Origin of the sequence: Streptomyces sp. NBC_00158 (assembly GCF_045160885.1) — a bacterium.
In the GTDB taxonomy this organism is placed as follows: domain Bacteria; phylum Actinomycetota; class Actinomycetes; order Streptomycetales; family Streptomycetaceae; genus Streptomyces.
In genome coordinates this window covers 2,806,171-2,830,422 of the sequence record NZ_CP108161.1, presented here as the reverse complement: position 1 = coordinate 2,830,422, position 24,252 = coordinate 2,806,171, and the positions used below count along the sequence as shown (strand labels likewise).

Annotated in this window: 22 protein-coding genes; 15 read left to right on the top strand and 7 right to left on the bottom strand. The window is 74.5% G+C overall.

The genetic code is table 11. From position 1 onward, the window contains the following. Nucleotides 1-79: 79 nt before the first annotated feature. On the bottom strand, nt 80-1,420 hold the full coding sequence (locus OG553_RS12795) for an SWIM zinc finger family protein (RefSeq protein ID WP_405979117.1): 1,341 nt from the start codon (nt 1,418-1,420) through the stop codon (nt 80-82). Nucleotides 1,421-1,554: 134 nt separating this feature from the next. Here OG553_RS12795 and OG553_RS12790 point away from each other — a divergent pair, with 134 nt between their 5' ends. The 5 genes from OG553_RS12790 to sucD all read left to right on the top strand — a co-directional run bounded on the left by OG553_RS12790 (nt 1,555) and on the right by sucD (nt 8,448). Continuing rightward, nucleotides 1,555-2,661: an AAA family ATPase gene (locus tag OG553_RS12790; RefSeq protein ID WP_362467161.1), complete on the top strand. Its 1,107-nt coding sequence runs from the start codon at nt 1,555-1,557 to the stop codon at nt 2,659-2,661. Then, nucleotides 2,658-4,946 carry a DUF5682 family protein gene (locus tag OG553_RS12785; RefSeq protein WP_405979116.1) on the top strand — a complete coding sequence of 763 codons (2,289 nt, stop codon included), beginning with the start codon at nt 2,658-2,660 and terminating at the stop codon, nt 4,944-4,946. Before OG553_RS12790 ends, OG553_RS12785 begins: the two co-directional genes overlap by 4 nt. Next, nucleotides 4,943-6,094, top strand: coding sequence for a VWA domain-containing protein (locus OG553_RS12780; RefSeq protein ID WP_405979115.1), 1,152 nt, complete (start codon nt 4,943-4,945; stop codon nt 6,092-6,094). Before OG553_RS12785 ends, OG553_RS12780 begins: the two co-directional genes overlap by 4 nt. A 263-nt stretch (nt 6,095-6,357) precedes the next feature. Continuing rightward, complete coding sequence (gene sucC, locus OG553_RS12775) at nt 6,358-7,536, top strand: ADP-forming succinate--CoA ligase subunit beta (RefSeq protein WP_125818842.1); 1,179 nt, start codon at nt 6,358-6,360, stop codon at nt 7,534-7,536. 21 nt (nt 7,537-7,557) lie between these two features. Beyond that, nucleotides 7,558-8,448, top strand: a complete 891-nt coding sequence (sucD, locus tag OG553_RS12770; RefSeq protein ID WP_405979114.1) for a succinate--CoA ligase subunit alpha — start codon at nt 7,558-7,560, stop codon at nt 8,446-8,448. A gap of 64 nt (nt 8,449-8,512) precedes the next feature. Here the strand turns inward: sucD and OG553_RS12765 are convergent, their stop codons facing one another. Beyond that, nucleotides 8,513-10,219 carry a helix-turn-helix domain-containing protein gene (locus tag OG553_RS12765; RefSeq protein ID WP_405979113.1) on the bottom strand — a complete coding sequence of 569 codons (1,707 nt, stop codon included), beginning with the start codon at nt 10,217-10,219 and terminating at the stop codon, nt 8,513-8,515. A gap of 119 nt (nt 10,220-10,338) precedes the next feature. Here OG553_RS12765 and OG553_RS12760 point away from each other — a divergent pair, with 119 nt between their 5' ends. Beyond that, the gene (locus OG553_RS12760) at nt 10,339-11,895 is read left to right on the top strand and encodes a DUF6350 family protein (protein WP_405979112.1); all 1,557 of its coding nucleotides are present in this window, start codon (nt 10,339-10,341) and stop codon (nt 11,893-11,895) included. Nucleotides 11,896-12,311: 416 nt separating this feature from the next. Here the strand turns inward: OG553_RS12760 and OG553_RS12755 are convergent, their stop codons facing one another. Further along, nucleotides 12,312-12,887 (bottom strand): hypothetical protein, encoded by a 576-nt coding sequence (locus tag OG553_RS12755; RefSeq protein ID WP_405979111.1) that lies wholly within the window; start codon nt 12,885-12,887, stop codon nt 12,312-12,314. Between the two features lie 249 nt (nt 12,888-13,136). Here OG553_RS12755 and purN point away from each other — a divergent pair, with 249 nt between their 5' ends. Continuing rightward, nucleotides 13,137-13,760 carry a phosphoribosylglycinamide formyltransferase gene (purN, locus tag OG553_RS12750; protein WP_405979110.1) on the top strand — a complete coding sequence of 208 codons (624 nt, stop codon included), beginning with the start codon at nt 13,137-13,139 and terminating at the stop codon, nt 13,758-13,760. Beyond that, the gene (purH, locus tag OG553_RS12745) at nt 13,757-15,334 is read left to right on the top strand and encodes a bifunctional phosphoribosylaminoimidazolecarboxamide formyltransferase/IMP cyclohydrolase (RefSeq protein ID WP_405979109.1); all 1,578 of its coding nucleotides are present in this window, start codon (nt 13,757-13,759) and stop codon (nt 15,332-15,334) included. The genes purN and purH overlap by 4 nt, the downstream gene beginning before the upstream one ends. A gap of 90 nt (nt 15,335-15,424) precedes the next feature. Here purH and OG553_RS12740 read toward each other — a convergent pair whose 3' ends face one another. Further along, complete coding sequence (locus OG553_RS12740) at nt 15,425-16,177, bottom strand: RDD family protein (RefSeq protein ID WP_007266003.1); 753 nt, start codon at nt 16,175-16,177, stop codon at nt 15,425-15,427. A 252-nt stretch (nt 16,178-16,429) separates the two neighbouring features. Here OG553_RS12740 and OG553_RS12735 point away from each other — a divergent pair, with 252 nt between their 5' ends. Then, nucleotides 16,430-17,290 carry a bifunctional methylenetetrahydrofolate dehydrogenase/methenyltetrahydrofolate cyclohydrolase gene (locus OG553_RS12735; RefSeq protein WP_405979108.1) on the top strand — a complete coding sequence of 287 codons (861 nt, stop codon included), beginning with the start codon at nt 16,430-16,432 and terminating at the stop codon, nt 17,288-17,290. Next, entirely contained in the window at nt 17,280-17,828 is a 549-nt protein-coding gene (locus tag OG553_RS12730; RefSeq protein WP_405979107.1) for a DUF3017 domain-containing protein, read from the top strand. Before OG553_RS12735 ends, OG553_RS12730 begins: the two co-directional genes overlap by 11 nt. On the opposite strand, the gene OG553_RS12725 is transcribed toward OG553_RS12730, so the two are convergent. After that, a complete protein-coding gene (locus OG553_RS12725) occupies nt 17,815-18,708 on the bottom strand; it encodes a LysR substrate-binding domain-containing protein (RefSeq protein WP_405979106.1) in 894 nt (297 codons plus the stop codon). The two genes, OG553_RS12730 and OG553_RS12725, sit on opposite strands and share 14 nt — an antisense overlap. A 70-nt stretch (nt 18,709-18,778) precedes the next feature. On the opposite strand from OG553_RS12725, the gene OG553_RS12720 reads away from it, so the two are divergent. From OG553_RS12720 to OG553_RS12705, 4 genes are all read left to right on the top strand, one after another. Beyond that, complete coding sequence (locus tag OG553_RS12720; protein ID WP_405979105.1) at nt 18,779-19,393, top strand: short chain dehydrogenase; 615 nt, start codon at nt 18,779-18,781, stop codon at nt 19,391-19,393. Between the two features lie 238 nt (nt 19,394-19,631). After that, nucleotides 19,632-20,621, top strand: coding sequence for a malate dehydrogenase (locus OG553_RS12715; protein WP_405979104.1), 990 nt, complete (start codon nt 19,632-19,634; stop codon nt 20,619-20,621). 136 nt (nt 20,622-20,757) lie between these two features. After that, on the top strand, nt 20,758-20,892 hold the full coding sequence (locus OG553_RS12710) for a hypothetical protein (RefSeq protein ID WP_405979103.1): 135 nt from the start codon (nt 20,758-20,760) through the stop codon (nt 20,890-20,892). 3 nt (nt 20,893-20,895) lie between these two features. Continuing rightward, nucleotides 20,896-21,762, top strand: a complete 867-nt coding sequence (locus tag OG553_RS12705) for a hypothetical protein (protein WP_405979102.1) — start codon at nt 20,896-20,898, stop codon at nt 21,760-21,762. Here OG553_RS12705 and OG553_RS12700 read toward each other — a convergent pair whose 3' ends face one another. Beyond that, a complete protein-coding gene (locus OG553_RS12700) occupies nt 21,763-22,281 on the bottom strand; it encodes a carboxymuconolactone decarboxylase family protein (protein WP_405979101.1) in 519 nt (172 codons plus the stop codon). A 46-nt stretch (nt 22,282-22,327) separates the two neighbouring features. Here OG553_RS12700 and OG553_RS12695 point away from each other — a divergent pair, with 46 nt between their 5' ends. Continuing rightward, on the top strand, nt 22,328-23,743 hold the full coding sequence (locus OG553_RS12695; RefSeq protein WP_405979100.1) for a PLP-dependent aminotransferase family protein: 1,416 nt from the start codon (nt 22,328-22,330) through the stop codon (nt 23,741-23,743). Here OG553_RS12695 and OG553_RS12690 read toward each other — a convergent pair. Next, nucleotides 23,724-24,152: an ATP-binding protein gene (locus OG553_RS12690; protein WP_405979099.1), complete on the bottom strand. Its 429-nt coding sequence runs from the start codon at nt 24,150-24,152 to the stop codon at nt 23,724-23,726. The two genes, OG553_RS12695 and OG553_RS12690, sit on opposite strands and share 20 nt — an antisense overlap. Nucleotides 24,153-24,252 lie beyond the last annotated feature (100 nt).

The window sequence follows — 24,252 nt, the reverse complement described above, 5'->3', positions numbered from 1 at the left end:
CGAGACGGCATGGATCCCCCCAGGCCCCCTGCGTTTTCGATTGGTCCGTCCGTCCGGCCGTCCGGCCGGGCCCGCCCCGTCAGAGCAGCGGCACCGGCTCGGGAGAGCCGGGCTGCCAGGCCGTCAGCGGGGTGAAGCCGCGGTGGCCGCACTCGCCGAAGACCGTGACGGGTCCGCCGCCCGAGAGGGCGGCCAGCTGCCACAGCCCGGACCGCGAGCGGCCCTGCGGCAGCGCCACCGGCAGTGCGGACGCCCCCCGCGCGTCCGCCACCTGCCAGGCCGCCCCGTCCCCCTCGCCCGGTACCGGGACCACGGGGCCGAGGACCACCGGCCAGGACTCCAGCCACGGGTCCTCCCGCAGCGCGGCCCCGTAGGCCTCCAGGGCCTCGCCGGTGCTCACCCCGGGCGGAGTGCGGGCGGCGGCCGGCACCGCGGCCGCGGTACGGTCCCCCAGATCCGCCCGCAGCCCCGCCGACCCGGGCCGGAAGCGGGCCTCCGCCTCCAGCACCAGCCCGACGGGCAGCGCCAGCCCCGGCGGCCGTCCGGGCGGACCGAAGTCCAGGACCAGCGCCGGGCGTCCGCCCTCCAGCCCGCGCAGCCATATCCGGCGGGTGGTGAGCCGGCCGTCCGGGGACACCGAGTCGTACTGGGCCAGTACGAGCCAGTGGTCCCGGACGGTCTCCCCCTCCGCCGGGGACGGCAGCCCCACCCGGCTCCGGACGGTCGCGGCCAGCGGCTCCGGCAGCCCGGAAACCCCCAGCCACGCCCTGTCCAGCAGGTGCAGCAGCGCGAACTCCTCAAGCATCCGGGCGGGCCAGCCGGGGCCGCAACCGGGTATTGCCCCCAACTCCCTTGCGCATGCGGCCAGTCCGGGCGCCTGGGCGTCGACCATGCGGGCCGCGACCTCCTCCCAGGGGGCGTAGCCGGCCTGCTGCTGCCCGGCCAGCCCCCCGCGCAGCAGGTCCGTCAGCCGCTGCTCCAGCTCGATGACGCCCGCGCCGATCCGCCCGGCCCGCCGCTCCGCCCGCTTGCGGGCCGCCTCCGCGTCCACCGGGCCGGCCGCCGGACGCGCCGCCTTCGCCGCGCGCCCCGCGAGCCATTCCCCCGCCCAGTCGGGGGCCTCGGCCGGATCGCCGAACCCCTCCGCCGCCCAGAGCAGCAGCAGCCCCAGTGCGTGCTTGCACGGGAACTTCCGGCTCGGACAGGAGCACTTGTACGCGGGCCCCGTCAGGTCGACGACCGTCCGGTACGGCGTACTGCCGCTGCCCTTGCACGACCCCCACACCGCACCGGAAGCGGAACCTCCGGTATGCGACCACGGACCCGCCCCGCCCAGCCTGCCCCCCGCCTTGCGCGACGCCTCGTCAGGAGCCAGAGCCAGTACCTGTTCCGCCGTCCAGCGGACCCCCTGCTCAGTCATGTGAACCACCGTAGAGACCCCCACTGACAATCGCTCTGACCTGCAACGACGCCCGGAACAAGGGGCGTTGTCAGTGGCATGGTGCACCGTGGTTCCAGCGGCCGGGAGCGGCTGCCGAGCATTGGAGGGGGACCATGAGCACGCCCGAGAGCAGCACCGGAACCGAGGCCCTGCGACCGCACGCCGAGGACGCCTTCGCGCACGAACTGAAAGCCCTGGAGGCGCAGGACGACCGGCCCCGCCCGGCCCGCTGGAAGCTCTCCCCGTGGGCCGTGGCCACCTACCTCCAGGGCGGCACCCTCGCCGACGGCACCGTCATCACGCCCAAGTACGTCGGGCCGCGCCGGATCGTCGAAGTCGCCGTCACCACGCTCGCCACCGACCGCGCCCTCCTCCTGCTCGGCGTCCCCGGCACCGCCAAGACCTGGGTGTCCGAACACCTCGCCGCCGCCGTCAGCGGGGACTCCACCCTCCTCGTCCAGGGCACCGCCGGCACCCCCGAGGAGGCCATCCGCTACGGCTGGAACTACGCCCGCCTCCTCGCCCACGGCCCGAGCCGCGAGGCCCTCGTCCCCAGCCCCGTCATGCGGGCCATGGCCGAGGGCATGACCGCCCGCGTCGAGGAACTCACCCGCATCCCGGCCGACGTCCAGGACACCCTCATCACCGTCCTGTCCGAGAAGACCCTCCCCATACCGGAGCTCGGCCAGGAGGTGCAGGCCGTACGCGGCTTCAACCTCATCGCCACCGCCAACGACCGCGACCGCGGGGTCAACGAGCTCTCCAGCGCGCTCCGCCGCCGCTTCAACACCGTCGTCCTGCCGCTGCCCGCCACCGCCGACGCCGAGGTCGACATCGTCGCCCGCCGCGTCGACCAGATGGGCCGCGCCCTGGACCTGCCCGCCGCCCCCGAGGGACTGGAGGAGATCCGCCGGGTCGTCACCGTCTTCCGCGAGCTCCGCGAAGGCGTCACCGACGACGGCCGCACCAAGGTCAAGACGCCCAGCGGCACCCTCTCCACCGCCGAGGCCATCTCCGTCGTCACCGGCGGCCTCGCCCTGGCCGCGCACTTCGGGGACGGCGTCCTGCGCCCCTCCGACGTGGCCGCCGGGATCCTCGGGGCCGTCGTCCGCGACCCGGCCGCCGACCGCGTCGTCTGGCAGGAGTACCTGGAGGCGGTCGTCCGCGAGCGGGACGGCTGGAAGGACTTCTACCGCGCCTGCCGGGAGGTGACGGCATGAGCCCGGCGGCCGCGGGACCACTGCTGCTGGGCGTCCGCCACCACGGGCCCGGCTCGGCCCGCGCGGTACGCGCCGCGCTGGACCGGGCGCGGCCGCGGGCCGTGCTGATCGAGGGGCCGCCCGAGGGGGACGCGCTGCTGCCGCTGGCCGCCGACCCCGGGATGCGCCCGCCCGTCGCCCTCCTCGCGCACGCGGCGGACGACCCCGCCAGGGCCGCGTTCTGGCCGCTGGCCGCCTTCTCCCCGGAGTGGGCCGCCCTCCGCTGGGCACAGGCCCGGGACGTGCCGGTGCGCTTCATCGACCTGCCCGCGGCCCACACGCTGGCCGGGCCCCGGGAGGAGGAGCCGGACGCCCGCGAGGCCGGCGCCGTCCGGGTCGACCCGCTCGCCGTGCTCGCGGAGACCGCCGGGTACGAGGACCCCGAGCACTGGTGGGAGGACGTGGTCGAGCACCGGGGCACGGGGGAGGCGCGGGACCCGCTGGCCGTCTTCGAGGCCCTGGGGGAGGCCATGGCCGTCCTGCGCGAGACCTACGGCGACGGCGGCCACGCCCGCGACCTGGTCCGAGAGGCGCACATGCGGCAGCGGATGCGGGCGGCCCGCAGGGAGTTCGGGGACGACTACGCCGTGGTGTGCGGGGCCTGGCACGTCCCGGCGCTGCGGGCCCGGTCCACGGTGGCCGCGGACCGGGCACTGCTCACCGGGCTGCCCAAGGTCAAGGTCGAGACCACCTGGGTGCCGTGGAGCCACCGCAGGCTCGCCCGCGCCGGCGGGTACGGCGCGGGCGTCACCTCGCCCGGCTGGTACGCGCACCTGTTCGCTGCCCGGGACCGGCCCGTCGAGCGCTGGCTGACCAAGGTCGCCGGGCTGCTGCGGGAGGAGGACCGGCAGGTCTCCTCCGCGCACGTGATCGAGGCGGTCCGGCTGGCGCAGACGCTCGCCGCCGTGCGGGGCCGCCCGCTGCCCGGCCTCACGGAGACCCTGGAGGCGGTCCGGGCCGTGATGTGCGACGGCTCCGACGTACCGCTCGCGCTGGTCGAGGACCGGCTCGTCGTCGGGGACGTGCTCGGCGAGGTCCCGGACGCGGCGCCCGTCGTACCGCTCCAGCGGGACCTGACGCGCCGGCAGCGCACCCTGCGGCTCAAGGCCGAGGCGCAGCGGCGCGAGCTGGAGCTGGACCTGCGCAAGGACTCCGACGCGGCCAAGTCCCTGCTGCTGCACCGGCTGCGGCTGCTCGGGATCGACTGGGGGACCCCGACGGCCTCCCGCGGCGGCACGGGCACCTTCCGGGAGACCTGGCGGCTGTGCTGGGAGCCGGAGCTGTCGGTGCGGGTCGCCGAGGCCGGGATCTGGGGCACCACGGTGCCGGGCGCGGCCACCGCGAAGGCGGAGGCCGACGCGGCGGCCGCCGGGGAGCTGGGGGAGGTCACCGCGCTGGCCGAGCGCTGCCTGCTGGCTGGGCTGTCGGGGGCCCTGCCCGCGGTGCTGCGGGCGCTCGCCGACCGGGCCGCGCTGGACACGGACGTGGCCCGGCTGGCCGGGGCGCTGCCCGCGCTGGCCCGCGCGCTGCGGTACGGGGACGTACGGGGCACGGACGCGTCGGCGCTGGGCACGGTCGCGGCCGGGCTGGCGGAGCGGATCTGCGTGGCCCTGCCGCCCGCCTGCGCGGCCGGGCTCGACGCCGACGGGGCGGCGGAGCTGCAGGGCCACGTCGACGGGGTGCACGGGGCGGTCGGGCTGCTGGCCGACGCGGCCCCGGGGCTGCGGGAGCGCTGGTCGGCGGTGCTGCGGACGCTGGCCGGGCGGGACACCGTACCGGGGCGGATACGCGGGCGGGCCGCGCGGCTGCTGCTGGACGAGGGCCGGCTCCCGGCCGGGGAGACGGCGCGTCTGATGGGGCTCGCCCTGTCCCCGGCGGCCTCCCCGGCCGACTCGGCGGGCTGGATCGAGGGCTTCGCCGGGGGCGCCGGTGGCGGGACGCTGCTGGTTCACGACGAGCGGCTGCTGGGCCTGGTCGACGCCTGGCTGGTGTCGGTGCCGGAGGGCGCCTTCATCGACGTGCTGCCGCTGCTGCGGCGCACCTTCGGGGCGTACGAGCCGGGCGTGAAGCGGACCCTGGGCGAGCTGGCCCGGCGCGTCCCGGGCGCCCGCACGGCGTCCACCACCGCCCCGCCGGGCTTCGCCCCGGACCTGGACCCGGCCCGCGCCGACGCGGTGGCCGGCCTGGCCCGGCTGCTCCTCGGGGCGGCGGCGGGGCACGCGGAACGAGAGGGGATCGGGACATGACGGAGAGCGGTACGGGAACCGCCGGAGACGAGCGGCTGCGGCGGTGGCGGCTGGTGCTCGGCGGGGAGGGCGACGGCACCGGATGCACCCTCGGCGGGCGGGACGCGGCGATGGACGGGGCTCTCGGCGCGCTCTACGGCGGTGGCGGCGGGCGGGCGCAGGGGGAGCGCTCCGGCGGGCTCGGCGGCTCGGCCCCGCGCGTCGCGCGCTGGCTCGGGGACATCCGTACGTACTTCCCCGGCCCGGTGGTCCAGGTCATGCAGCGGGACGCCATCGAGCGGCTCGGGCTGGCCGCGCTCCTGCTGGAGCCGGAGATGCTGGAGGCCGTCGAGCCGGACGTGCACCTCGTCGGCACCCTGCTGTCGCTGAACAAGGCCATGCCCGACACCACCAGGGAGACGGCGCGGGCCGTGGTCCGCAAGGTGGTCGAGCAGCTGGAGCAGCGGCTCGCGGCCCGTACCCGGGCCACCCTGACGGGCGCGCTGGACCGTTCCGCGCGGACCAGCCGTCCCCGCCACCACGACATCGACTGGGACCGGACCATCCGGGCCAACCTGAAGAACTACCTCCCGGAGCACCGGACCGTCGTCCCCGAGCGGCTCGTCGGCTACGGCCGGGCCTCCCGCGCGGTGAAGAAGGAGGTCGTCCTCTGCATCGACCAGTCGGGCTCGATGGCGGCCTCGGTCGTCTACGCCTCCGTCTTCGGGGCCGTCCTCGCCTCCATGCGGTCGATCGCCACCCGGCTGGTCGTCTTCGACACGGCCGTCGTCGACCTCACCGACCAGCTCGACGACCCGGTGGACGTCCTCTTCGGCACCCAGCTGGGCGGCGGCACCGACATCAACCGCGCCCTGGCCTACTGCCAGTCCAAGATCACCCGACCGGCCGACACGGTCGTCGTCCTGATCAGCGATCTCTACGAGGGCGGGATCCGTGACGAGATGCTGGGCCGGGTGGCCGCGATGAAGGCGGCCGGGGTGGAGTTCGTGACCCTGCTGGCCCTGTCCGACGAAGGGGCTCCCGCCTACGACCACGAGCACGCCGCGGCCCTGGCGGCACTGGGCGCGCCCGCATTCGCCTGCACGCCCGACCTGTTTCCGGAGGTGATGGCGGCCGCGCTGGAGAAGCGCCCACTGCCGGTCCCCTGACGGGCACGCCATCGGCAGATCACACGAAGACGCAGTTCAACCGTGAGGCGATCTGTGACAGGTATCACCGCTCAGGTGTGATCCCTGATTTAGGGACCTACGTCCCACGGGGATAACCTGCGAGACGGACATGCCGCGTCCACGGTCACCGTGTGCGCCTTCCTAGTGACAGCGCCGTCACGTTGCCCTCCGCGGCACGCCCACGCAGATAGCAGACAAACCGCGAATCACTGCGAATCTTTGAAGACAAGGGACGGACGCGCGTGGACCTGTTCGAGTACCAGGCGAGGGACCTCTTCGCCAAGCACGGTGTACCGGTGCTGGCCGGTGAAGTCATCGACACGCCTGAGGCGGCTCGCGAGGCCACCGAGAAGCTGGGCGGCAAGTCGGTCGTCAAGGCCCAGGTGAAGGTCGGCGGGCGCGGCAAGGCCGGTGGCGTGAAGCTCGCCGCCACCCCGGACGAGGCCGTCGCCCGCGCGACGGACATCCTCGGCATGGACATCAAGGGCCACACGGTCCACAAGGTGATGATCGCCGAGACCGCGCCGGAGATCCTGGAGGAGTACTACGTCTCCTACCTCCTCGACCGCACCAACCGCACCTTCCTGGCCATGGCCTCGGTCGCCGGCGGCATGGACATCGAGCAGGTCGCCGAGGAGACCCCGGAGAAGCTCGCCAAGGTCCCGGTGAACGCCAACGAGGGCGTGACCATCGAGAAGGCCCGCGAGATCGTCGCCCTGGCGAAGTTCCCGGCCGAGGTCGCCGAGCAGGTCGCCGAGGTCCTCGTGACCCTGTGGAAGACCTTCATCGCCGAGGACGCGCTCCTCGTCGAGGTCAACCCGCTCGCGAAGGTCGCCTCCGGTGACGTCATCGCGCTCGACGGCAAGGTCTCGCTCGACGAGAACGCCGAGTTCCGCCAGCCGGGCCACGAGGAGTTCGTGGACCACGCCGCCGCGAACCCGCTTGAGGCCGCTGCCAAGGAGAAGGGCCTCAACTACGTCAAGCTCGACGGCGAGGTCGGCATCATCGGCAACGGCGCGGGTCTCGTCATGAGCACCCTGGACGTCGTCGCGTACGCCGGTGAGAACCACGGTGGCGTCAAGCCCGCCAACTTCCTCGACATCGGCGGTGGCGCCTCCGCCGCCGTCATGGCCAACGGCCTCGAGATCATCCTGGGCGACGCGGACGTCAAGTCCGTGTTCGTCAACGTCTTCGGTGGCATCACCGCGTGTGACGAGGTCGCCAACGGCATCGTCCAGGCGCTGCAGCTGCTCGAGGACCGCGGCGAGGCGGTCACCAAGCCGCTCGTCGTCCGCCTCGACGGCAACAACGCCGAGCTGGGTCGCAAGATCCTCTCGGACGCCAACCACCCGCTGGTGCAGCGCGTGGACACCATGGACGGTGCGGCCGACAAGGCCGCCGAGCTCGCGGCTGCGAAGTAAGGGCAGAGGTCACAGACTCACATGGCTATCTTCCTCAACAAGGACAGCAAGGTCATCGTCCAGGGCATGACCGGTGCCACGGGCCTGAAGCACACCAAGCTGATGCTGGCTGACGGTACGAACATCGTCGGCGGCGTGAACCCGCGCAAGGCCGGCACGACCGTCGACTTCGACGGCACCGAGGTCCCGGTCTTCGGCTCCGTCGCCGAGGCGATGGAGAAGACGGGCGCCAACGTCTCCGTCCTCTTCGTCCCGCCGGCCTTCGCCAAGGCCGCCGTCGTCGAGGCCATCGACGCCGAGATCCCGCTGGCCGTCGTCATCACCGAGGGCATCGCGGTGCACGACTCCGCCGCCTTCTGGGCGTACGCGACCGCCAAGGGCAACAAGACCCGCATCATCGGCCCGAACTGCCCGGGTCTGATCACCCCCGGCCAGTCCAACGCCGGCATCATCCCGGGCGACATCACCAAGCCCGGCAAGATCGGTCTCGTGTCCAAGTCCGGCACGCTGACCTACCAGATGATGTACGAGCTGCGCGACATCGGCTTCACCTCCGCCGTCGGCATCGGTGGCGACCCGGTCATCGGCACCACGCACATCGACGCCCTGGAGGCCTTCGAGGCCGACCCGGAGACCGAGCTCATCGTCATGATCGGCGAGATCGGCGGCGACGCCGAGGAGCGTGCGGCGGACTTCATCGCGAAGAACGTCACCAAGCCGGTCGTCGGCTACGTCGCGGGCTTCACCGCCCCCGAGGGCAAGACCATGGGCCACGCCGGCGCCATCGTCTCCGGCTCTTCTGGCACCGCACAGGCCAAGAAGGAGGCCCTCGAGGCCGCCGGCGTCAAGGTCGGCAAGACGCCGACCGAGACGGCCAAGCTGGCGCGCGAGATCCTCGAAGGCGCCAAGTAAGCGCTGGTAGGACCGTTGTACGGGCGTGGCCCGCACCCTTCGGGGTGCGGGCCACGCCCTTTTGCTATTCGAGCTTCGGATGGAGCCGGTGGGGGCCGGCGGCCGGGTCGGCGCGGAGCTTGTCCTGGAGGTAGCGGCTCGTCTCGGTGAGCCTCGGGGGGCCACTCAGCGGCGGGACCCCGGAGACGCTCGTGCCGGGGGCGACGGGCGGCTCGTAGTGGTCGGGGGCGGTGACGGTGGTGTAGCCCGTCGAGGCGGCGATCACGGCGGTCAGGACGAGCGCGGCCCGCGCCAGCCGCCGGGCCCGGTGCTCGCTGACCGTGCGGACGGTGGCGGCCGGGCGCGGCTCCAGGGAGACGGCGGGCCGTACCGCGCCGAGCCGCTCGCGCAGCATGGCCGACCGCCGTTCGGGCGTCACCCCGGCCAGCAGGGGGATCCGGCGGGCGAGTTCGGCGTGCGCGCGCAGCAGGCGGTGCCCGGTGGCCGGGGTGCTGGCCTCGGTCTCGGCGGCGGTGTCGGGCAGGTCGAGTCCGACGCCGTCGTAGAGCAGGACCGTACGGCGGTGCACGGGCGGCAGCGCGAGGAGGGCGTCCAGCAGGACCCGGTCGGCGGGGTCGGCCGGGGGCTTGTCGGGGTGGCGGTGGGCCCGGCGGAACCGGTGCCAGGGGGAGAGGGCGTACTCGTGCGCGGCCGAGCGCACCCAGCCGACGGGGTCCCGGTCGGTGGCCACCTCGGGCCAGCGCCCCCAGGCCTGACGGAACGCCACCTCGACGGAGTGCAGGGCGAGGGCGCGGCGGCCGGTGAGCAGGTAGGCCTGGCGGACGAGCGCGGCCGCGGTGTGGTCGTAGAGGGTGTCGAAGGCCTCGACGGGGTCCCGGGGCGGTCTCGGGCGGGGCCCGTACACCGGCCCGGGCGGGGCGGGGTCCGGCTCGGGGGCGGGCTCCCCCCGCGCGGGGTCCGGCCGGCCGGGACCGGCCTGCTGAAACGGTTCCTCAGGGGTGGGCGCGGGGTCGGGGTCCGGCTCGGCCGGGGCGGGAGGTGCGGCGGCGGGGAGCGCGGAGGCGGGAGGCGCGGCCGGGTGCGGCCGGGCCCAGGCCGGTGTGGCGGGGGTGTCGGGGCCGATGGGTGCGTCGGGGCCGCCGGGGGTGCCGGAGGTGACGGGTGCCGTCGGTGTGCCGGGGGCCGGGGGCGCGGCGGCGGGTGCGCCGGGGTCGGTGTGGGCGGTGGAGCCCGCGGCCGGGTGCGGCCGGGCCCAGGCCGGTGCGGCGGGTGTGCCGGCGTCGGTGTGGGCGGCGGGGTCCGCGTCCGGGTGGGGCCGGGGCCGGGCGGGTGAGGCGGGGCCGAGGGGTGGGGCGGGGTCGGCCGGGGTGCTCGGAGGGGCGGAGGCGACGGGTGTGGCGGCGGCGCCGGTCGGAGCCGCGGCGGCCGGGGCGTCCTGGGGCGGGGTCGGGTGGGGGCGGTGGGGGGCCGGCTTCGCGCCGCGTTTGCCGGTGGGGCGGGGCCGGTGCGTGGGCGGGCCCGCCGCCACGGGCCGTGCCGGGGCGGCGCCGGTGGCCGCGAGCCGGTCCAGGAGCGCCGCGTACGCCTCGCGCGTGCGCCCGCGGGGCTCGGTGCGGCCGCACTCCCATGAGCGGACGGTGGTCGCGGTGACGCCGAGCTCCGCCGCGACCTCCTCGTACGTCAGCCCGCCCGACTCGCGCAGCCAGCGGCGCTCCTTGGGGGACGGGAGGCCCAGCTCCGAACCGGAGGACGCTTCGACGTCTTGTGTCATGCCACTCTCCCCGCGACACGGCTGCTCTGGGCAATAAAGTACATAAACGTATCTTGGACGACACAACGGAAAATCGGTTGTTACCAGGACATAGCGCGTGTCGAGGGCACCATGGCCACGTGACCCAAGTGACCGAACGCGGGACGCCGTTGCAGGAGGCCCCGAGGCACGCGGCCCCGCGGCGCCGTTCACCGGCGGCCGCCGCCTGCGTGCTGGGCGGCGCCGTGGCCGCCGGACTGGGGCTCGGCTTCCTCGCCGTGCTCGTGATCGTGCTGTGGATCAGCTCCCCCTACCCCGACAGCGGCCCGGGCGGCGCGCTGCACCTCGCCGCCGGGCTGTGGCTGATGGCCCACGGCACCGAACTCGTCCGCTACGAGACCCTCTCCGGGGTGCCCGCACCCGTCGGCCTGGTCCCGCTGCTGCTCGTGGCGCTGCCCGTGCTGCTCATGCGGCGCGCGGCCCGGCTGGGCAGCGCCTCGGGGGACGCCGCCGGGGCGGAGGGGGACGAGGTGCTGCCTGCGGCCGCCGTGTTCTCCGCCGTGACCTGCGGCTATCTGACGGTCGGTGCGTTCGCCACCGTGTACGCGGCCGGCGGGCCGATGCCGGCGGACCCGCTCAGCGCGGCCTGGCACGTGCCGCTGGTGGCGGTGCTCTCCGCCGCAGGCGGGGTGTGGGCGGCCAAGGGCAAGCCGACGGGCCCCCTGCCGGGGTGGGTTCCGGGAAGCGTACGCCGGGCCGTGGCCCGCCCCCGGTACGCGCTGGCGCTGCGCTCCGGCGCGGCCGGGGTGCTCGTCCTGCTGGGCGGCGGGGCCCTGCTCGTCGGGGTGTCGCTGGCCTGGCACGGGCCGGAGGTGCAGAACTCCTTCCTCGCGCTGACCGGGGTGTGGTCGGGGCGGTTCGCGGTGCTGCTGCTCGCGCTGGCGCTGATTCCGAACGCCATGGTGTGGGGCGCGGCGTACGGGCTGGGGCCCGGGTTCGCGCTGGGCGCCGGGGCGGTGGCGACCCCGCTGGGGCTGGAGGGGGCGGCGGCGCTGCCGAGGTTCCCGCTGCTGGCGGCGCTGCCGGCGCCGGGGCCGGGTACGCCGCTCACCTGGGCGGCGCTGGGGCTGCCGGTGGCGGCGGGGCTGGCGGTGGGGTGGTTCGCGGTGCGGCGGGCGCGGGAGGTCTCGTACGGGGAGACCGCGCTGACGGCGGCACTGGGCGCGGTGGTGTGCGGGCTGGCGATGGCCGGCCTCGCGGCGGCTTCGGCGGGGCCGCTGGGGTCGCGGGTGCTGGCGGGCGTGGGGCCGGTGTGGTGGGCCGTCGGGGGCGCGGCGGCGGGGTGGACGCTGGTGCTGGCGGTGCCCTTGGCGGTGGGGGTGCAGGTGTGGCGGACCCGGCCGGTTCGCTCCGCGGGGGGCGGGGTGGAGGCGGAGGACGCGTGGCACGACTCGGGGGTGCGGGAGCTTCGGTGGGAGGCGTTGCGGAGGGCGGCGGAACCGTTGGTTGCTCCCGCGGTGGTGGCTCCGCCGGTGGTGGCTCCCGCGGTGGTGGCTCCGCCGGTGGTGGCTCCGGTGGAGCCGGTTCCTGCGGGGCCGGTGGCTCCGCCGGTGGTCGTGGTGCCGGTGGCTCCGCCGGTGCTGCCCGCGGCGGTGGTGGGGGCGCGGGTGCTGGCGCGGCGCCGCCCGCAGCCCTGACCGGGGTGCCGCTGCGCGGGGCGAGGTCCCCTACCCGCCCTTCGCCCGTTCCCCGGGGCTGCGCCCCGGACCCCCTGGGGGCTCCGCCCCCAGACCCTCCCCAGCTACCGCTGGGGCCCCCAGCGCCTCAATCGCCGGCGAGGCTGGAATTTGCCGGCTGGGGCCGGAGATCACCCGGCGGGCTGGAGTGCGCGCAGCGCACTTCCGCCCGAGGCCGTCCAGCCCCGCCAGGCGCAACTCCGGCCCCGCCGGCGATTGAGGCGCGGGCGCGGTAGCGCCGTGTCTTGAGCCGCACCGGCGCGCAGCGCCAGACTGACAGCCGCACCACCGCGCAGCGCCGGACCACCGGCCGGGCCGGCGCTGCGCCAGAACTTCCCCGGCCCCGCGCAGCGGTCGGCGCCCGCCCCGGGAGGGGGTCAGCGCTGGACGCGGAGGATCTTGCCGATCGCGTTGTCCGGGAGGAGGGTGTTGCATTCCAGTTCCGCCGTGCGGGTCAGCGCGTCGTCGCGGCAGACGTAGAAGTCCTTGTACGCCAGCTGCAGTGCGTACGAGCCGGCCGCCAGCATCAGCGCCAGCGTGGCCGTGACCAGGCCGCTCACCGCCGCCGCGCGCTGCGGGCGGGCCGCCGGGCCGAGGGCGGACAGGCCGCCGGGTTCCGCGTCGGTCGCCGGGCGGCCGCGCAGGGCGCTGATGCCCCAGTACATGGCCAGCGCGCCCAGCAGCAGTCCCACCGAGGGGATGCCGAAGATGCCGAAGAAGAAGCCCCACATGCCCGAGAGGAGCGCGTAGCGGGCGCGCCGCTGGACCGGGTCCATGGGGTCCCAGCGGGCCGGGCCGCCCTCGCCGGGCTCGCCCGGGCCGCCGCCCGGACCGCCGCCGTCCTGCGGCCGCTGCGGCTGCCGGGGCTGCCACGGCTGGTCGGGCCGGCCCTCCGGGGGCGCCGCGAAGGGGTTGTCGTCGGTCGAGGGGTCGGGCTGGCGGCGGTCCGGCATCGAGTCTGTGACTTCCCCTGAGTCGTGGGCGGCGCGCGCCCCGCGTACGAGGGCGCGTTCCGCGTCGTTCGCGGCTTGTACGCCAGACGCTACCGTCCGGCCGTCCCCCCGTCCCTCGGGGGCGGTCCGGTGTGCCGGTATCGTTGCAGGCGGTCGGTGGCTTCGTATGGTTCCCCGTATATCGGTACCCCGAAGTTTCGTATGACCGCACAAGACGAACGTCGCAAATCCTGTGAGAAAGGGCCTCCCATGGCCGCCTCCCGCCTGGTCGTGCTGGTTTCCGGCTCCGGCACCAACCTCCAGGCCCTGCTCGACGCCATCGAGGCCCACCCCGGCGGAGCCGAGGGTTTCGGGGCCGAGGTCGTCGCCGTCGGCGCCGACCGCGACAACATCGCCGGTCTGGAGCGGGCCGAGAAGGCGGGGATCCCCACCTTCGTGTGTCCGGTGAAGGACTACGGCAGCCGTGAGGAGTGGGACGCCGCGCTCACCGGGGCGACCGACGCCCACGCGCCGGACCTCGTGGTCTCCGCCGGCTTCATGAAGATCGTCGGGAAGAGCTTCATCGACCGCTTCGGCGGCCGGTTCGTCAACACCCACCCCGCCCTCCTCCCGGCCTTCCCCGGCGCGCACGGGGTGCGCGACGCCCTCGCGTACGGGGCGAAGGTCACCGGCTGCACGGTCCACTTCGTGGACAGCGGCGTGGACACCGGTCCGATCATCGCCCAGGGTGTCGTGGAGATCCGGGACGGGGAGGACGAAGCCGCGCTCCATGAGCGCATCAAGGAAGTCGAGCGTCAGCTGCTCGTCGACGTCGTGGGGCGCCTGGCCCGGCACGGCTACCGCATTGAGGGACGAAAGGTAACAATCCAGTGACCGCCAACGAAACGACGACGGCTACGACCCAGCGGCCGATCCGCCGCGCGCTCGTGAGTGTCTACGACAAGACGGGACTGGAAGAGCTGGCCCGCGGCCTGCACGAGGCGGGCGTCGCGCTCGTCTCCACGGGCTCCACCGCCTCGAAGATCGCCGCCGCCGGGGTGCCCGTCACCAAGGTCGAGGAGCTCACCGGCTTCCCCGAGTGCCTCGACGGCCGCGTCAAGACCCTCCACCCCCGCGTGCACGCCGGCATCCTCGCCGACCTGCGCCTGGAGGACCACCGCAACCAGCTCGCCGAGCTGGGCGTGGAGCCGTTCGACCTGGTGATCGTCAACCTCTACCCGTTCCGGGAGACCGTCGCCTCCGGCGCCACCCCCGACGAGTGCGTCGAGCAGATCGACATCGGCGGCCCCTCGATGGTCCGCGCCGCCGCCAAGAACCACCCCTCGGTCGCGGTCGTCACCAGCCCCGCCCGTTACGCCGACGTCCTCGCGGCGGCCCAGGGCGGCGGCTTCGACCTGACCGCCCGCAAGCGGCTCGCGGCCGAGGCCTTCCAGCACACCGCCGCGTACGACGTGGCGGTCGCCTCCTGGTTCGCCGACGACTACGCCGCCGCGGACGACTCCGGCTTCCCCGACTTCCTGGGCGCCACGTACGCGCGGAAGAACGTGCTGCGCTACGGCGAGAACCCGCACCAGGGCGCCGCGCTCTACGTCGACGGCACCGGCGGCCTGGCCGAGGCGGAGCAGCTGCACGGCAAGGAGATGTCGTACAACAACTTCACGGACACCGACGCCGCGCGCCGGGCCGCGTACGACCACGCCGACCCCTGCGTCGCGATCATCAAGCACGCCAACCCGTGCGGCATCGCGACCGGTGCCGACGTCGCCGAGGCGCACCGCAAGGCGCACGCCTGCGACCCGCTCTCCGCGTTCGGCGGCGTCATCGCCGTCAACCGCCCGGTGACGGTGGAGCTGGCCGAGCAGGTCGCGGAGATCTTCACCGAGGTCATCGTGGCCCCGGCGTACGAGGACGGCGCCGTCGAGGTGCTGGCCCGCAAGAAGAACATCCGCGTGCTGCGCGCCGAGGGCGCCCCGGCCAACCCGGTCGAGGTCAAGCCGATCGACGGCGGTGCGCTGCTCCAGGTCACCGACCGCCTCCAGGCCGAGGGCGACGACCCGGCGAACTGGACGCTGGCCACCGGCGAGGCCCTGTCCGCCGAGGAGCTGGCCGAGCTGTCCTTCGCGTGGAAGGCCTGCCGCGCCGTCAAGTCCAACGCGATCCTCCTCGCCAAGGACGGCGCCTCGGTCGGCGTCGGCATGGGCCAGGTCAACCGCGTCGACTCGGCGAAGCTCGCCGTCGAGCGGGCGGGCGCCGAGCGCGCGCAGGGCTCGTACGCGGCCTCGGACGCCTTCTTCCCCTTCCCGGACGGGCTGGAGATCCTGACCGCCGCCGGTGTGAAGGCCGTGGTCCAGCCGGGCGGTTCGGTCCGTGACGAGCAGGTCGTCGAGGCGGCGAAGAAGGCCGGCGTGACGATGTACTTCACCGGTACCCGCCACTTCTTCCACTGAGCGACCCGGTAGTAGAGCAGCGACGGCGAAGGCCGCGTCCCGCACTGCGGGACGCGGCCTTCGCCGTTGAACGGGTGGTGCTCGTGCTGCTTACTTCTTGACGACGATCGTGCCGGCGGCACGGTCGTGCCAGCCCTGGAGCTTGCCCGAGTTGTCGAAGAAGGGGGAGAGGTAGACCAGGAGCTGGCCGATGCCGCAGAGGACGGAGCCGACCATCGGGATGATCCAGCGGATGAAGCCGCCGCCGATGCCGGGGACCTGACCCGTGTTCTCCTTGACGACCTTCAGGCCGAGGGCCATCTTGCCGACGGTGGCGCCGACGAAGGCGATCATCAGCCATTCGTAGAGCAGGGTGGCGAGGCCGAGGATGAGCAGACCGCCGAAGAAGGCCGCGAAGATGCCGCCCGCGGCCTCGCCCGCCTGGGCCGACGCCTCGTTGAGGCAGGTGCTGTACTCGGGGGACAGCGGGTCGATGCCCGAGCAGTCCTTGATGTCGCTGGCCGCACCGAAGGCGCCCGCGAACACCACGGAGCTGAGGATGAAGTACAGGACACCGATGATCAGGCCGTCGATGACGCGGGCGCCGAAGCGGCGGCCCATCGTGGCGACCTGGACGGTGCCGAGGCCCGCGACGTTGATGTAGCCGTTGTTGGCCTGGAGGGTGCCCGGCGCCTGGGGAGGAACGCCGTAGGGCTGCTGGCCCTGCTGCGGGTAGCCGTAGCCGGGCTGGCCCTGCGGCGGGACGCCCTGCGGGGCCTGCTGCGGGTAGCCGTAGCCGGGCTGGCCCTGCGGCGGCTGCTGAGGCTGCTGCCCGTAGGGGTTGTTCGGGTCGCCGAAGCTCATCTGGGTCTTTCCTCCGTGAAGTGCGGGGACGCACGGCACGCTGGAGGACACTTGCTTCTGCGGTACGCCCCCCGGCACTGCCCGCGGCACTCTTTCCGATCGTCTTGCTGCCCGTCATCGTGGTGGGCCCGTACCGGGCTTGTCCAGTTGGTTGCGGGGGCGGGCCAGACTTGTTGTGCAAGTGCAATCAAGAGTGCGATCCGGCCGACGCCCGAGTGGAAGCCGGACCGCCCCATCCGGGAGGATGCCCCCATGACCGCCCAGATTCTCGATGGCAAGGCCACCGCGGCCGCGATCAAATCCGAACTGAAGGCCCGCGTGGAGCAGCTGAAGGCCCGGGGCGTCACCCCCGGACTCGGCACCCTCCTGGTCGGCGACGACCCGGGAAGCCGCTGGTACGTCAACGGCAAGCACAAGGACTGCGCCGAGGTCGGCATCGCCTCCATCCAGCGCGAACTGCCCGCGACGGCCTCCCAGGAGGACATCGAGGCGGTCGTGCGCGAGCTGAACGACAATCCGGACTGCACGGGCTACATCGTCCAACTCCCGCTCCCCAAGGGAATCGACACCAACCGCGTCCTGGAGCTGATGGATCCGGCCAAGGACGCGGACGGCCTGCACCCCATGTCGCTGGGCCGGCTGGTCCTGAACGAGCAGGGCCCGCTGCCGTGTACCCCGTACGGGATCGTCGAGCTGCTGCGCCACCACGGGGTCGAGATCAACGGCGCGCACGTCGTCGTGCTCGGACGGGGCATCACCGTCGGCCGCTCCATCGGACTGCTGCTCACCCGCAAGTCCGAGAACGCCACGGTGACGCTGTGCCACACCGGTACGCGCGACCTCTCCGGGCTGCTGCGCCAGGCGGACGTCGTCGTGGCGGCGGCGGGCGTCCCGCACCTGGTGAAGCCGGAGGACGTGAAGCCGGGGGCGGCGGTGCTCGACGTCGGCGTCAGCCGCGACGAGAACGGCAAGATCGTCGGGGACGTCCACCCGGGCGTCGCCGCGGTGGCGGGCTGGCTCTCCCCGAACCCGGGCGGTGTCGGCCCGATGACGCGGGCGCAGCTGCTGGTGAACGTCGTCGAGGCGGCGGAGCGGACCACCAGTGCGGGCTGAGCACGACGTGAGCGGTACGGGCGGGACGCCGGACGGCGCGTCCCGCCCGCAGGACGGCGACCGCGCGGCCGACCGACCCGCCGCCCCGGAGACCGGAGCCCCAGCCGGGGCCGGTGCCGGGGAGCCGGCGGGGGCCGGGCGGGTGGCGGCCGCGCGGTCCCGGCGGTTCCCCACCGTCACCCAGGACACGGCCCGCCCCGAGGGCGGCGGCCGTGCCATCCCGGGGGCGGTGTCCACGCCGGCCCGTCAGTGGCCGATGCTCAGCGTCCTCGGTGCCACCGCGGTGGGGCTGCTGACCACGGCGGTGGGACACCCGCGGATCGGCTGCCTGATCATCGGCGTCGCGCTGATCGCGGCGGCGGTGATGCGGCGCGTCCTGCCCTCGGTGGGCATGCTCGCCGTGCGCTCCCGCTTCACGGACATGATCACGTACGGGGTGCTGGGCGTGGCCATCACGCTGCTCGCGCTGGTCATGGAGCCCCACCCGTGGCTGCACCTCCCCTTCCTGGAGAGCGCGGTCCGCTTCACCGTCCGCTGACGACCTCCCGCAGGGCGTCCAGGGCCGCGGCGACCGCCGGACGGGTCTCCGTACCGGCCCGGACCACCGCCTGGAGGACCCGCCCCCGGCCCGGCAGCTCCACCACCGCCGTGCCGGGCGGCGGCGCGTCGCACAGCAGCTTCGGCAGGACCGACGCGGCCCGCCCGGCGGCCACCAGCCACAGCCCGGCCCGCAGGTCGGAGCACTCGTGCGCGATGCGCGGGGTGAACCCGGCGTTGCGGCAGGTGTGCACCAGCATCTCCCGGCAGCTGCTCGGGGCGGGCGCCGAGACCCAGTCGGCGTCGCGCAGAGCCGCCGGCCCCTCCCGCTCGTAGGCCGGCAGCAGCGCCTCCGGCAGCGCCAGGCACAGCGGGTCGTCGAACAGCGGGACGGCGGTGGTCCCGCTCGCGGGCGCGGCGCCGAGCAGCGGGTACGCGTACGTCACCGCGAGGTCCAGGCGCCGCCCGCGCAGCCGCGGCACGGCCTCCTCGGGGTCGGCCTGGACCACGCGGGGCCGCAGCCCGGGGTGGCGCCGGGCCAGCAGGGCCACGAGCGGCGCGGCCACCGTGGCCAGCGCGCTCGGGGCGCAGCCGACGTACAGCTCGCCGGCCGGCCCGCTGTCGAGGGCCCGTACCGCCCCCTCGGCCCGTTCCAGCGCGGCCAGCACCGGTTCGCAGGCGGCCGCCAGTGCCGCGCCGGCCGGGGTGAGCCGCAGCCCGCGCCCCTCCCGCTCGACGAGGGCGGCCCCGGCCTCGGCCTCCAGGGCGCGCAGCTGCTGGGAGACCGCGGAGGGGGTCACCCGGTGCAGCTCGGCGACCACGGTCACCTTCCCGTGCTCGGCCAGGTCCCGCAGGATCACCATCCGCTTCACATCAAGCATGAGTTCAGCTTAACGACGGGTGTAGCTGAAGTAGCTGGACTTCACGATCGGCCGGGCGGATGCTCGTCGTATGAACGCTCCCCTGAAGGTGCTCCTGGTCGGAGCCAACGGAACCCTCGGCAGCGCGGTCCGCACGGCCCTGCGCGAGCGCGGCCACGAGGTGGTCACCGCCTCCCGCAAGGACGCGGACGTGCACGTCGACATCACCGACCCCGAGTCCGTCCGGGCGATGTACGACGCGGTCGGCCCCGTCGACGCGGTGGCCAGTGCCGCCGGCAGCGTCCCGTGGCGCCCGCTGTCCGAGCTGACCACCGCCGACGTCCGCGAGGGCCTGGAGGGCAAGGCCGTCAGCCAGATCGAGCTGGTCCGCCAGGGCGCCGCCCGGCTCCCCGCGCACGCCTCCTTCACCCTGGTCACCGGCATCCTCGCGCGCGAACCGCTGCTCACAGGCTCGGTCGCCTCCCTCGTCAACGGCGCCGTCGAGGCCTTCGTGCGGGCCGCCGCCATCGAGCTCCCGGGCCGCCAGCGGATCAACGCCGTCAGCCCGACCGTCTTCACCGAGTCCCTCGACGCGTACGGGGACGCCTTCGCCGGATTCGACCCGGTACCGGTCGCCCGCGCGGCCAACGCCTACGTCAAGTCGGTGGAGGGGCACCGGACGGGCGAGGTCTTCCGGGTGGAGTAACGGCCGGAGGTGGGGGCGCACACCCGTTCGGACCTTCGAAACCACCGCAGCCGGCCGCCCGTGTGCCGTGGACCACAGGGTCCGGGGGATTGGGGGCCCCGCGGGTCGGATAGCCTGACCGCGGATGTCTCTTCACGTCAAGATTCGTAAGGACAGGGAAGCGGCGTCCTCCCCAGTCATTGGGGTCCAGCACATGGGGCGGGGACGCCCCACCGCCAGCTGTCTAACGGAGAAGGCCATGACCCGCACTCCCGTGAATGTCACTGTCACCGGCGCCGCCGGCCAGATCGGCTACGCGCTGCTCTTCCGCATCGCGTCCGGCCACCTGCTCGGCGCTGACGTGCCGGTCAAGCTCCGCCTCCTGGAGATCCCCCAGGGCATGAAGGCCGCCGAGGGCACCGCCATGGAGCTCGACGACTGCGCCTTCCCGCTGCTCAAGGGCATCGACATCTTCGACGACCCGAACCAGGGCTTCGCCGGCGCCAACGTCGCGCTGCTCGTGGGCGCCCGCCCGCGCACCGCCGGCATGGAGCGCGGCGACCTGCTCGCCGCCAACGGCGGGATCTTCAAGCCGCAGGGTGCCGCGATCAACGCGCACGCCGCGGACGACATCAAGGTCCTGGTCGTCGGCAACCCGGCCAACACCAACGCGCTCATCGCGCAGGCCGCCGCCCCGGACGTACCGGCCGAGCGCTTCACCGCGATGACCCGCCTGGACCACAACCGCGCGATCACGCAGCTGGCCCAGAAGACCGGTTCGGACGTCACCGACATCAAGCGCCTCACCATCTGGGGCAACCACTCGGCGACCCAGTACCCGGACATCTTCCACGCGGAGATCGCCGGCAAGAACGCCGCCGAGGTCGTGAACGACGAGGTGTGGCTCGCCGAGAAGTTCATCCCGACCGTCGCCAAGCGCGGCGCCGCGATCATCGACGCCCGTGGCGCCTCCTCGGCCGCCTCGGCCGCCAACGCCGCCATCGACCACGTGCACACCTGGGTCAACGGCACCGCCGCGGGCGACTGGACCTCGATGGGCATCCCGTCGGACGGCTCCTACGGCGTCCCGGAGGGAATCATCTCCTCCTTCCCCGTCACCACCAAGGACGGCAAGTACGAGATCGTCCAGGGCCTGGACATCAACGAGTTCTCCCGCAAGCGCATCGACGCGTCCGTGGCGGAGCTCGTCGAGGAGCGCGACGCGGTGCGCGGGCTCGGCCTGATCTGATCCACCCGTCCTGACCGGGCCCTCCACCTGAAGGCCTGACCAGTACGGAACCCGAAGCGCCCCGACCGAACCCGGTCGGGGCGCTTTGGCGTGAATGCGCCTGTCCATCCGTGCAGGCCGAAAATATGGTCACCCGGTGACCGACCATCTGACCGGCCGCGCGAGCCGGCCGTCGACGAGTGCGTGTTCCTGCCGGCCGTCGGCCTCCCTCTTCGTACGGGTCCACGCGGCCACCGCGCCGGGCGGGCTGCTCGCCCCGCTGGGGGGCTGACCGGTGTCCCCGTCCGACGGCGCCCGCCGGGACCCGCAGTCGCAGCGGTGGGAGTGGGGGCCGACCGAGCGGTCCCCGCTGCCCGCGGTGCCCCCGCCGACCGCCCCCGGGTACCACGAGCCGTGGCCCCCGATGCCGTCCGCGCCCGCGTACGTGCCCCCGCCGCCGCCCCCGCCGGGCGGCGGGCAGCAGTGGCGCACCCCGGTGCTGGTCGGCCTGGCGGCGGCCGTCGTGGGTGGCGCCGCCATCGCGGCGTGGACGCTGCTCGGCGCCGAGGACGTCGCGGAAGCGGCCGTCCGGCCGCCCGCGTCCCCGTCGGGGCAGCGGACGGCCCCGGAATCCGGCCCCTCCTCACCCGCGCCGTCGAGCCCGACGCCGTCGAGCCCGACGCCGACGATGCCGAGCCCGTCGGCGAGCCCGTCGCCGAGCACCGGCGGCGGCCACACGGTGGTGCACAACGAGAGCGGCTTCTCGGTCGCCGTCCCCAACGGATGGGAGCCCAGCACCGACGAGACGGGCAGCGGCTCCTTCTACCGCCGGCCCGGGGACCGCAGCGCCCTCCTCCAGATCTTCCGGGTCACGGAGAGCGGCGCCATGGGCTCCTGCACGCTGCTCCAGATCTCCTCGGACCAGCTGAAGGCGAACCCCGGCTACCGGCAGGTCTCCATCGAGCCGACCGCGGGGACCGGCTGCGAGCTGGTCTACGAGTACGACAGCTCGGAGTCCAACGGACGCCGCCGGGGCATGGAGCGGATCGTCACCACCCCCGACGGCCGGCGCTGGGCGCTGCTGGCGGCCGGACCGGCCGCCGATGCCGCGACGACGCGCACGAACCTGACGGCGGCCCTGGAGTCGTTCCGGCCGGACTGATCAGGCCTTCTTGGCCGCCGGCGGGGTGTAGTGGCCCGGGACCATGCGGGTGGTGACGCCGATCCGGTTCCAAACGTTGATCGTCGCGATGACGGCGATCAGCTGGGCCAGCTCGGCCTCCTCGAAGTGCTTCGCGGCCCGCGCGTACACCTCGTCCGGCACGAACCCGTCCGTCAGGACGGTGACGGCCTCGGTCAGTTCGACCGCGGCCAGCTCCTTCTCGGTGTAGAAGTGCCGCGACTCCTCCCAGGCGCCCAGCAGCAGGACGCGCTCGACGCTCTCGCCGGCGGCGAGCGCGTCCTTGCTGTGCATGTCCATGCAGAAGGCGCAGTGGTTGATCTGCGAGGCGCGGAGCTTGACGAGCTCGACGAGGCTCGGGTCCAGGCCCTTCTTCGCCGCGAGCTCCAGCCCGATGACGGCCTTGTAGACCTCGGGGGCGACCTTGGCGAACTGCATGCGCGGGGCGTGCTCGGCGGCGAGTTCGGCGGTGTGGGCGTGATGTCCGTTCTGGTTGGTCATGTCTCAACCGTAGGGGTCGGGCGGCCCGCCTGTATGGTCCAACTCCATGACGGGATCGTGGGCCACTTTCGGAGCCGACCTGCACGTGGACCTCGCCGCGGCGGCGGGCGGCCGGGGCCTGCGGGCCGCCCTGACGGAGGCGTTGCGGGAGGCCGCGCGCAGCGGGCGGCTCGCGCCCGGGACCCGGCTGCCTTCCTCCCGCTCCTTCGCCGCCGACCTGGGGATCGCCCGCAACACCGTCGCGGAGGCGTACGCGGAACTCGTCGCCGAGGGCTGGCTCACGGCCCGCCAGGGCTCCGGCACCCGCGTCGCCGAGCGGGCCAGGGTGCGCAGGGCCCCGGGCGCCCGGCAGACCGTACGCCGCCCCGCGCGCCGGGGTCCCGCGTACAGCCTGCTCCCCGGCTCCCCGGACCTGGGCGGCTTCCCGCGCGGGGCCTGGCTGGCGGCGGCCCGCCGGGCCCTGACCGACGCCCCGAACGAGGCCTTCGGGTACGCGGCCGACGCGCGCGGCCGGCCGGAGCTGCGGGAGGCGCTCGCCGGGTACCTGGCGCGGGCCCGCGGGGTGTACGCGGACCCGGACCGGATCGTGCTGTGCGCCGGGTTCGCGCACGCGCTCCAGCTCCTGGGGCGGGTGCTGCGGGAGCGGCGGGTGCGGGAGGTGGCGGTGGAGGGGTACAGCCTCGACGTGCACCGGGACCTGCTGACCGGTGCCGGACTGGTGACCCGCCCGCTGTGGGTGGACGGAGCCGGGGCCCGCACCCCCGACCTGGCCCGGCTCGGACCCCGCGCGGGCGCGGTGCTGCTGACCCCGGCGCACCAGTTCCCCACGGGCGCGGCCCTCACCCCCGAGCGGCGGGCGGCGGCCGTGGACTGGGCGCGGAGCGCGGGCGGGGTGATCCTGGAGGACGACTACGACGGGGAGTTCCGCTACGACCGCCAGCCGGTCGGCGCGCTCCAGGGCCTGGACCCGGACCGGGTCGTCTACCTCGGCACCGCGAGCAAGTCCCTGGCCCCGGCGCTGCGGATGGGCTGGATGGTGGTCCCGCCGGACCTGCTGGAGGAGGTGCTGGCGGCGAAGGGCGAGGTCGACTGGACGTCCAGCGCGCTGGACCAGCTGACCCTGGCGGAGTTCATCACCTCGGGGGCGTACGACCGCCACGTGCGCGGCATGCGGCTGCGGTACCGGCGCCGCCGGGACGAGCTCGTCGCCGCGGTGGCGGGACGCGTCCCGGTGTCCGGCATCGCGGCGGGGCTGCACGCGGTGCTGGACCTCCCGCCGGGCACGGAACGCTCCCTCGTCCAGGCCGCCGTCTGGCAGGACCTCGCGCTGGAGGGGCTCGCGCGGTTCCGGCACCCGGAGACGGAGATGCCGCCGAGGGAGGCCCTGGTCGTCGGCTACGGCACCCCGTCGACGAGCGCCTGGGCCCCGACCCTGGCGGCGCTCACGGCCGCGCTGCCGTAGCGGTCGGCCGCCGCCGCTTGGGTACTTCGGCCCAGACGGTCTTGCCGACCACCCGGCCGGTGACGCCCCAGGCGACGCAGAGCTCCTCGACGATCCGCAGCCCGTAGCCGTGGCCGTCACCGGCGGGCCGGAGGTCGGGCCGCTTCCCGGCGTGCGCGTCGGACACCTCCACCCGCAGCACCCCGTCCAGCTCCCGCAGCCCGAGCTCGAAGTCCCGCCCCGGCACGCAGCCGTGGGTCACGGCGTTGGCCGCCAGCTCGGCGACGACCTGCGCGACCCGCTCGGACTCGTCCCCGCCGAGCGGGAAGTCCCACCGGCACAGTTCGAGCTCGGCCAGATGCCGGGCGAGGCGGGCGCCTCGTCGTGTGCTGCTGAACCGCTGCCGCCATTCGTTTCCCGGGTTGGGCATGCTGCCGCTCCTCTCCGTAGCCGTCTCACTACCAAGCGGGTTCAGCGTGGCTGGTTGCCGGGAAGCATTCAACGTGTCAGGGGAGGACGAAAGGTCGGTG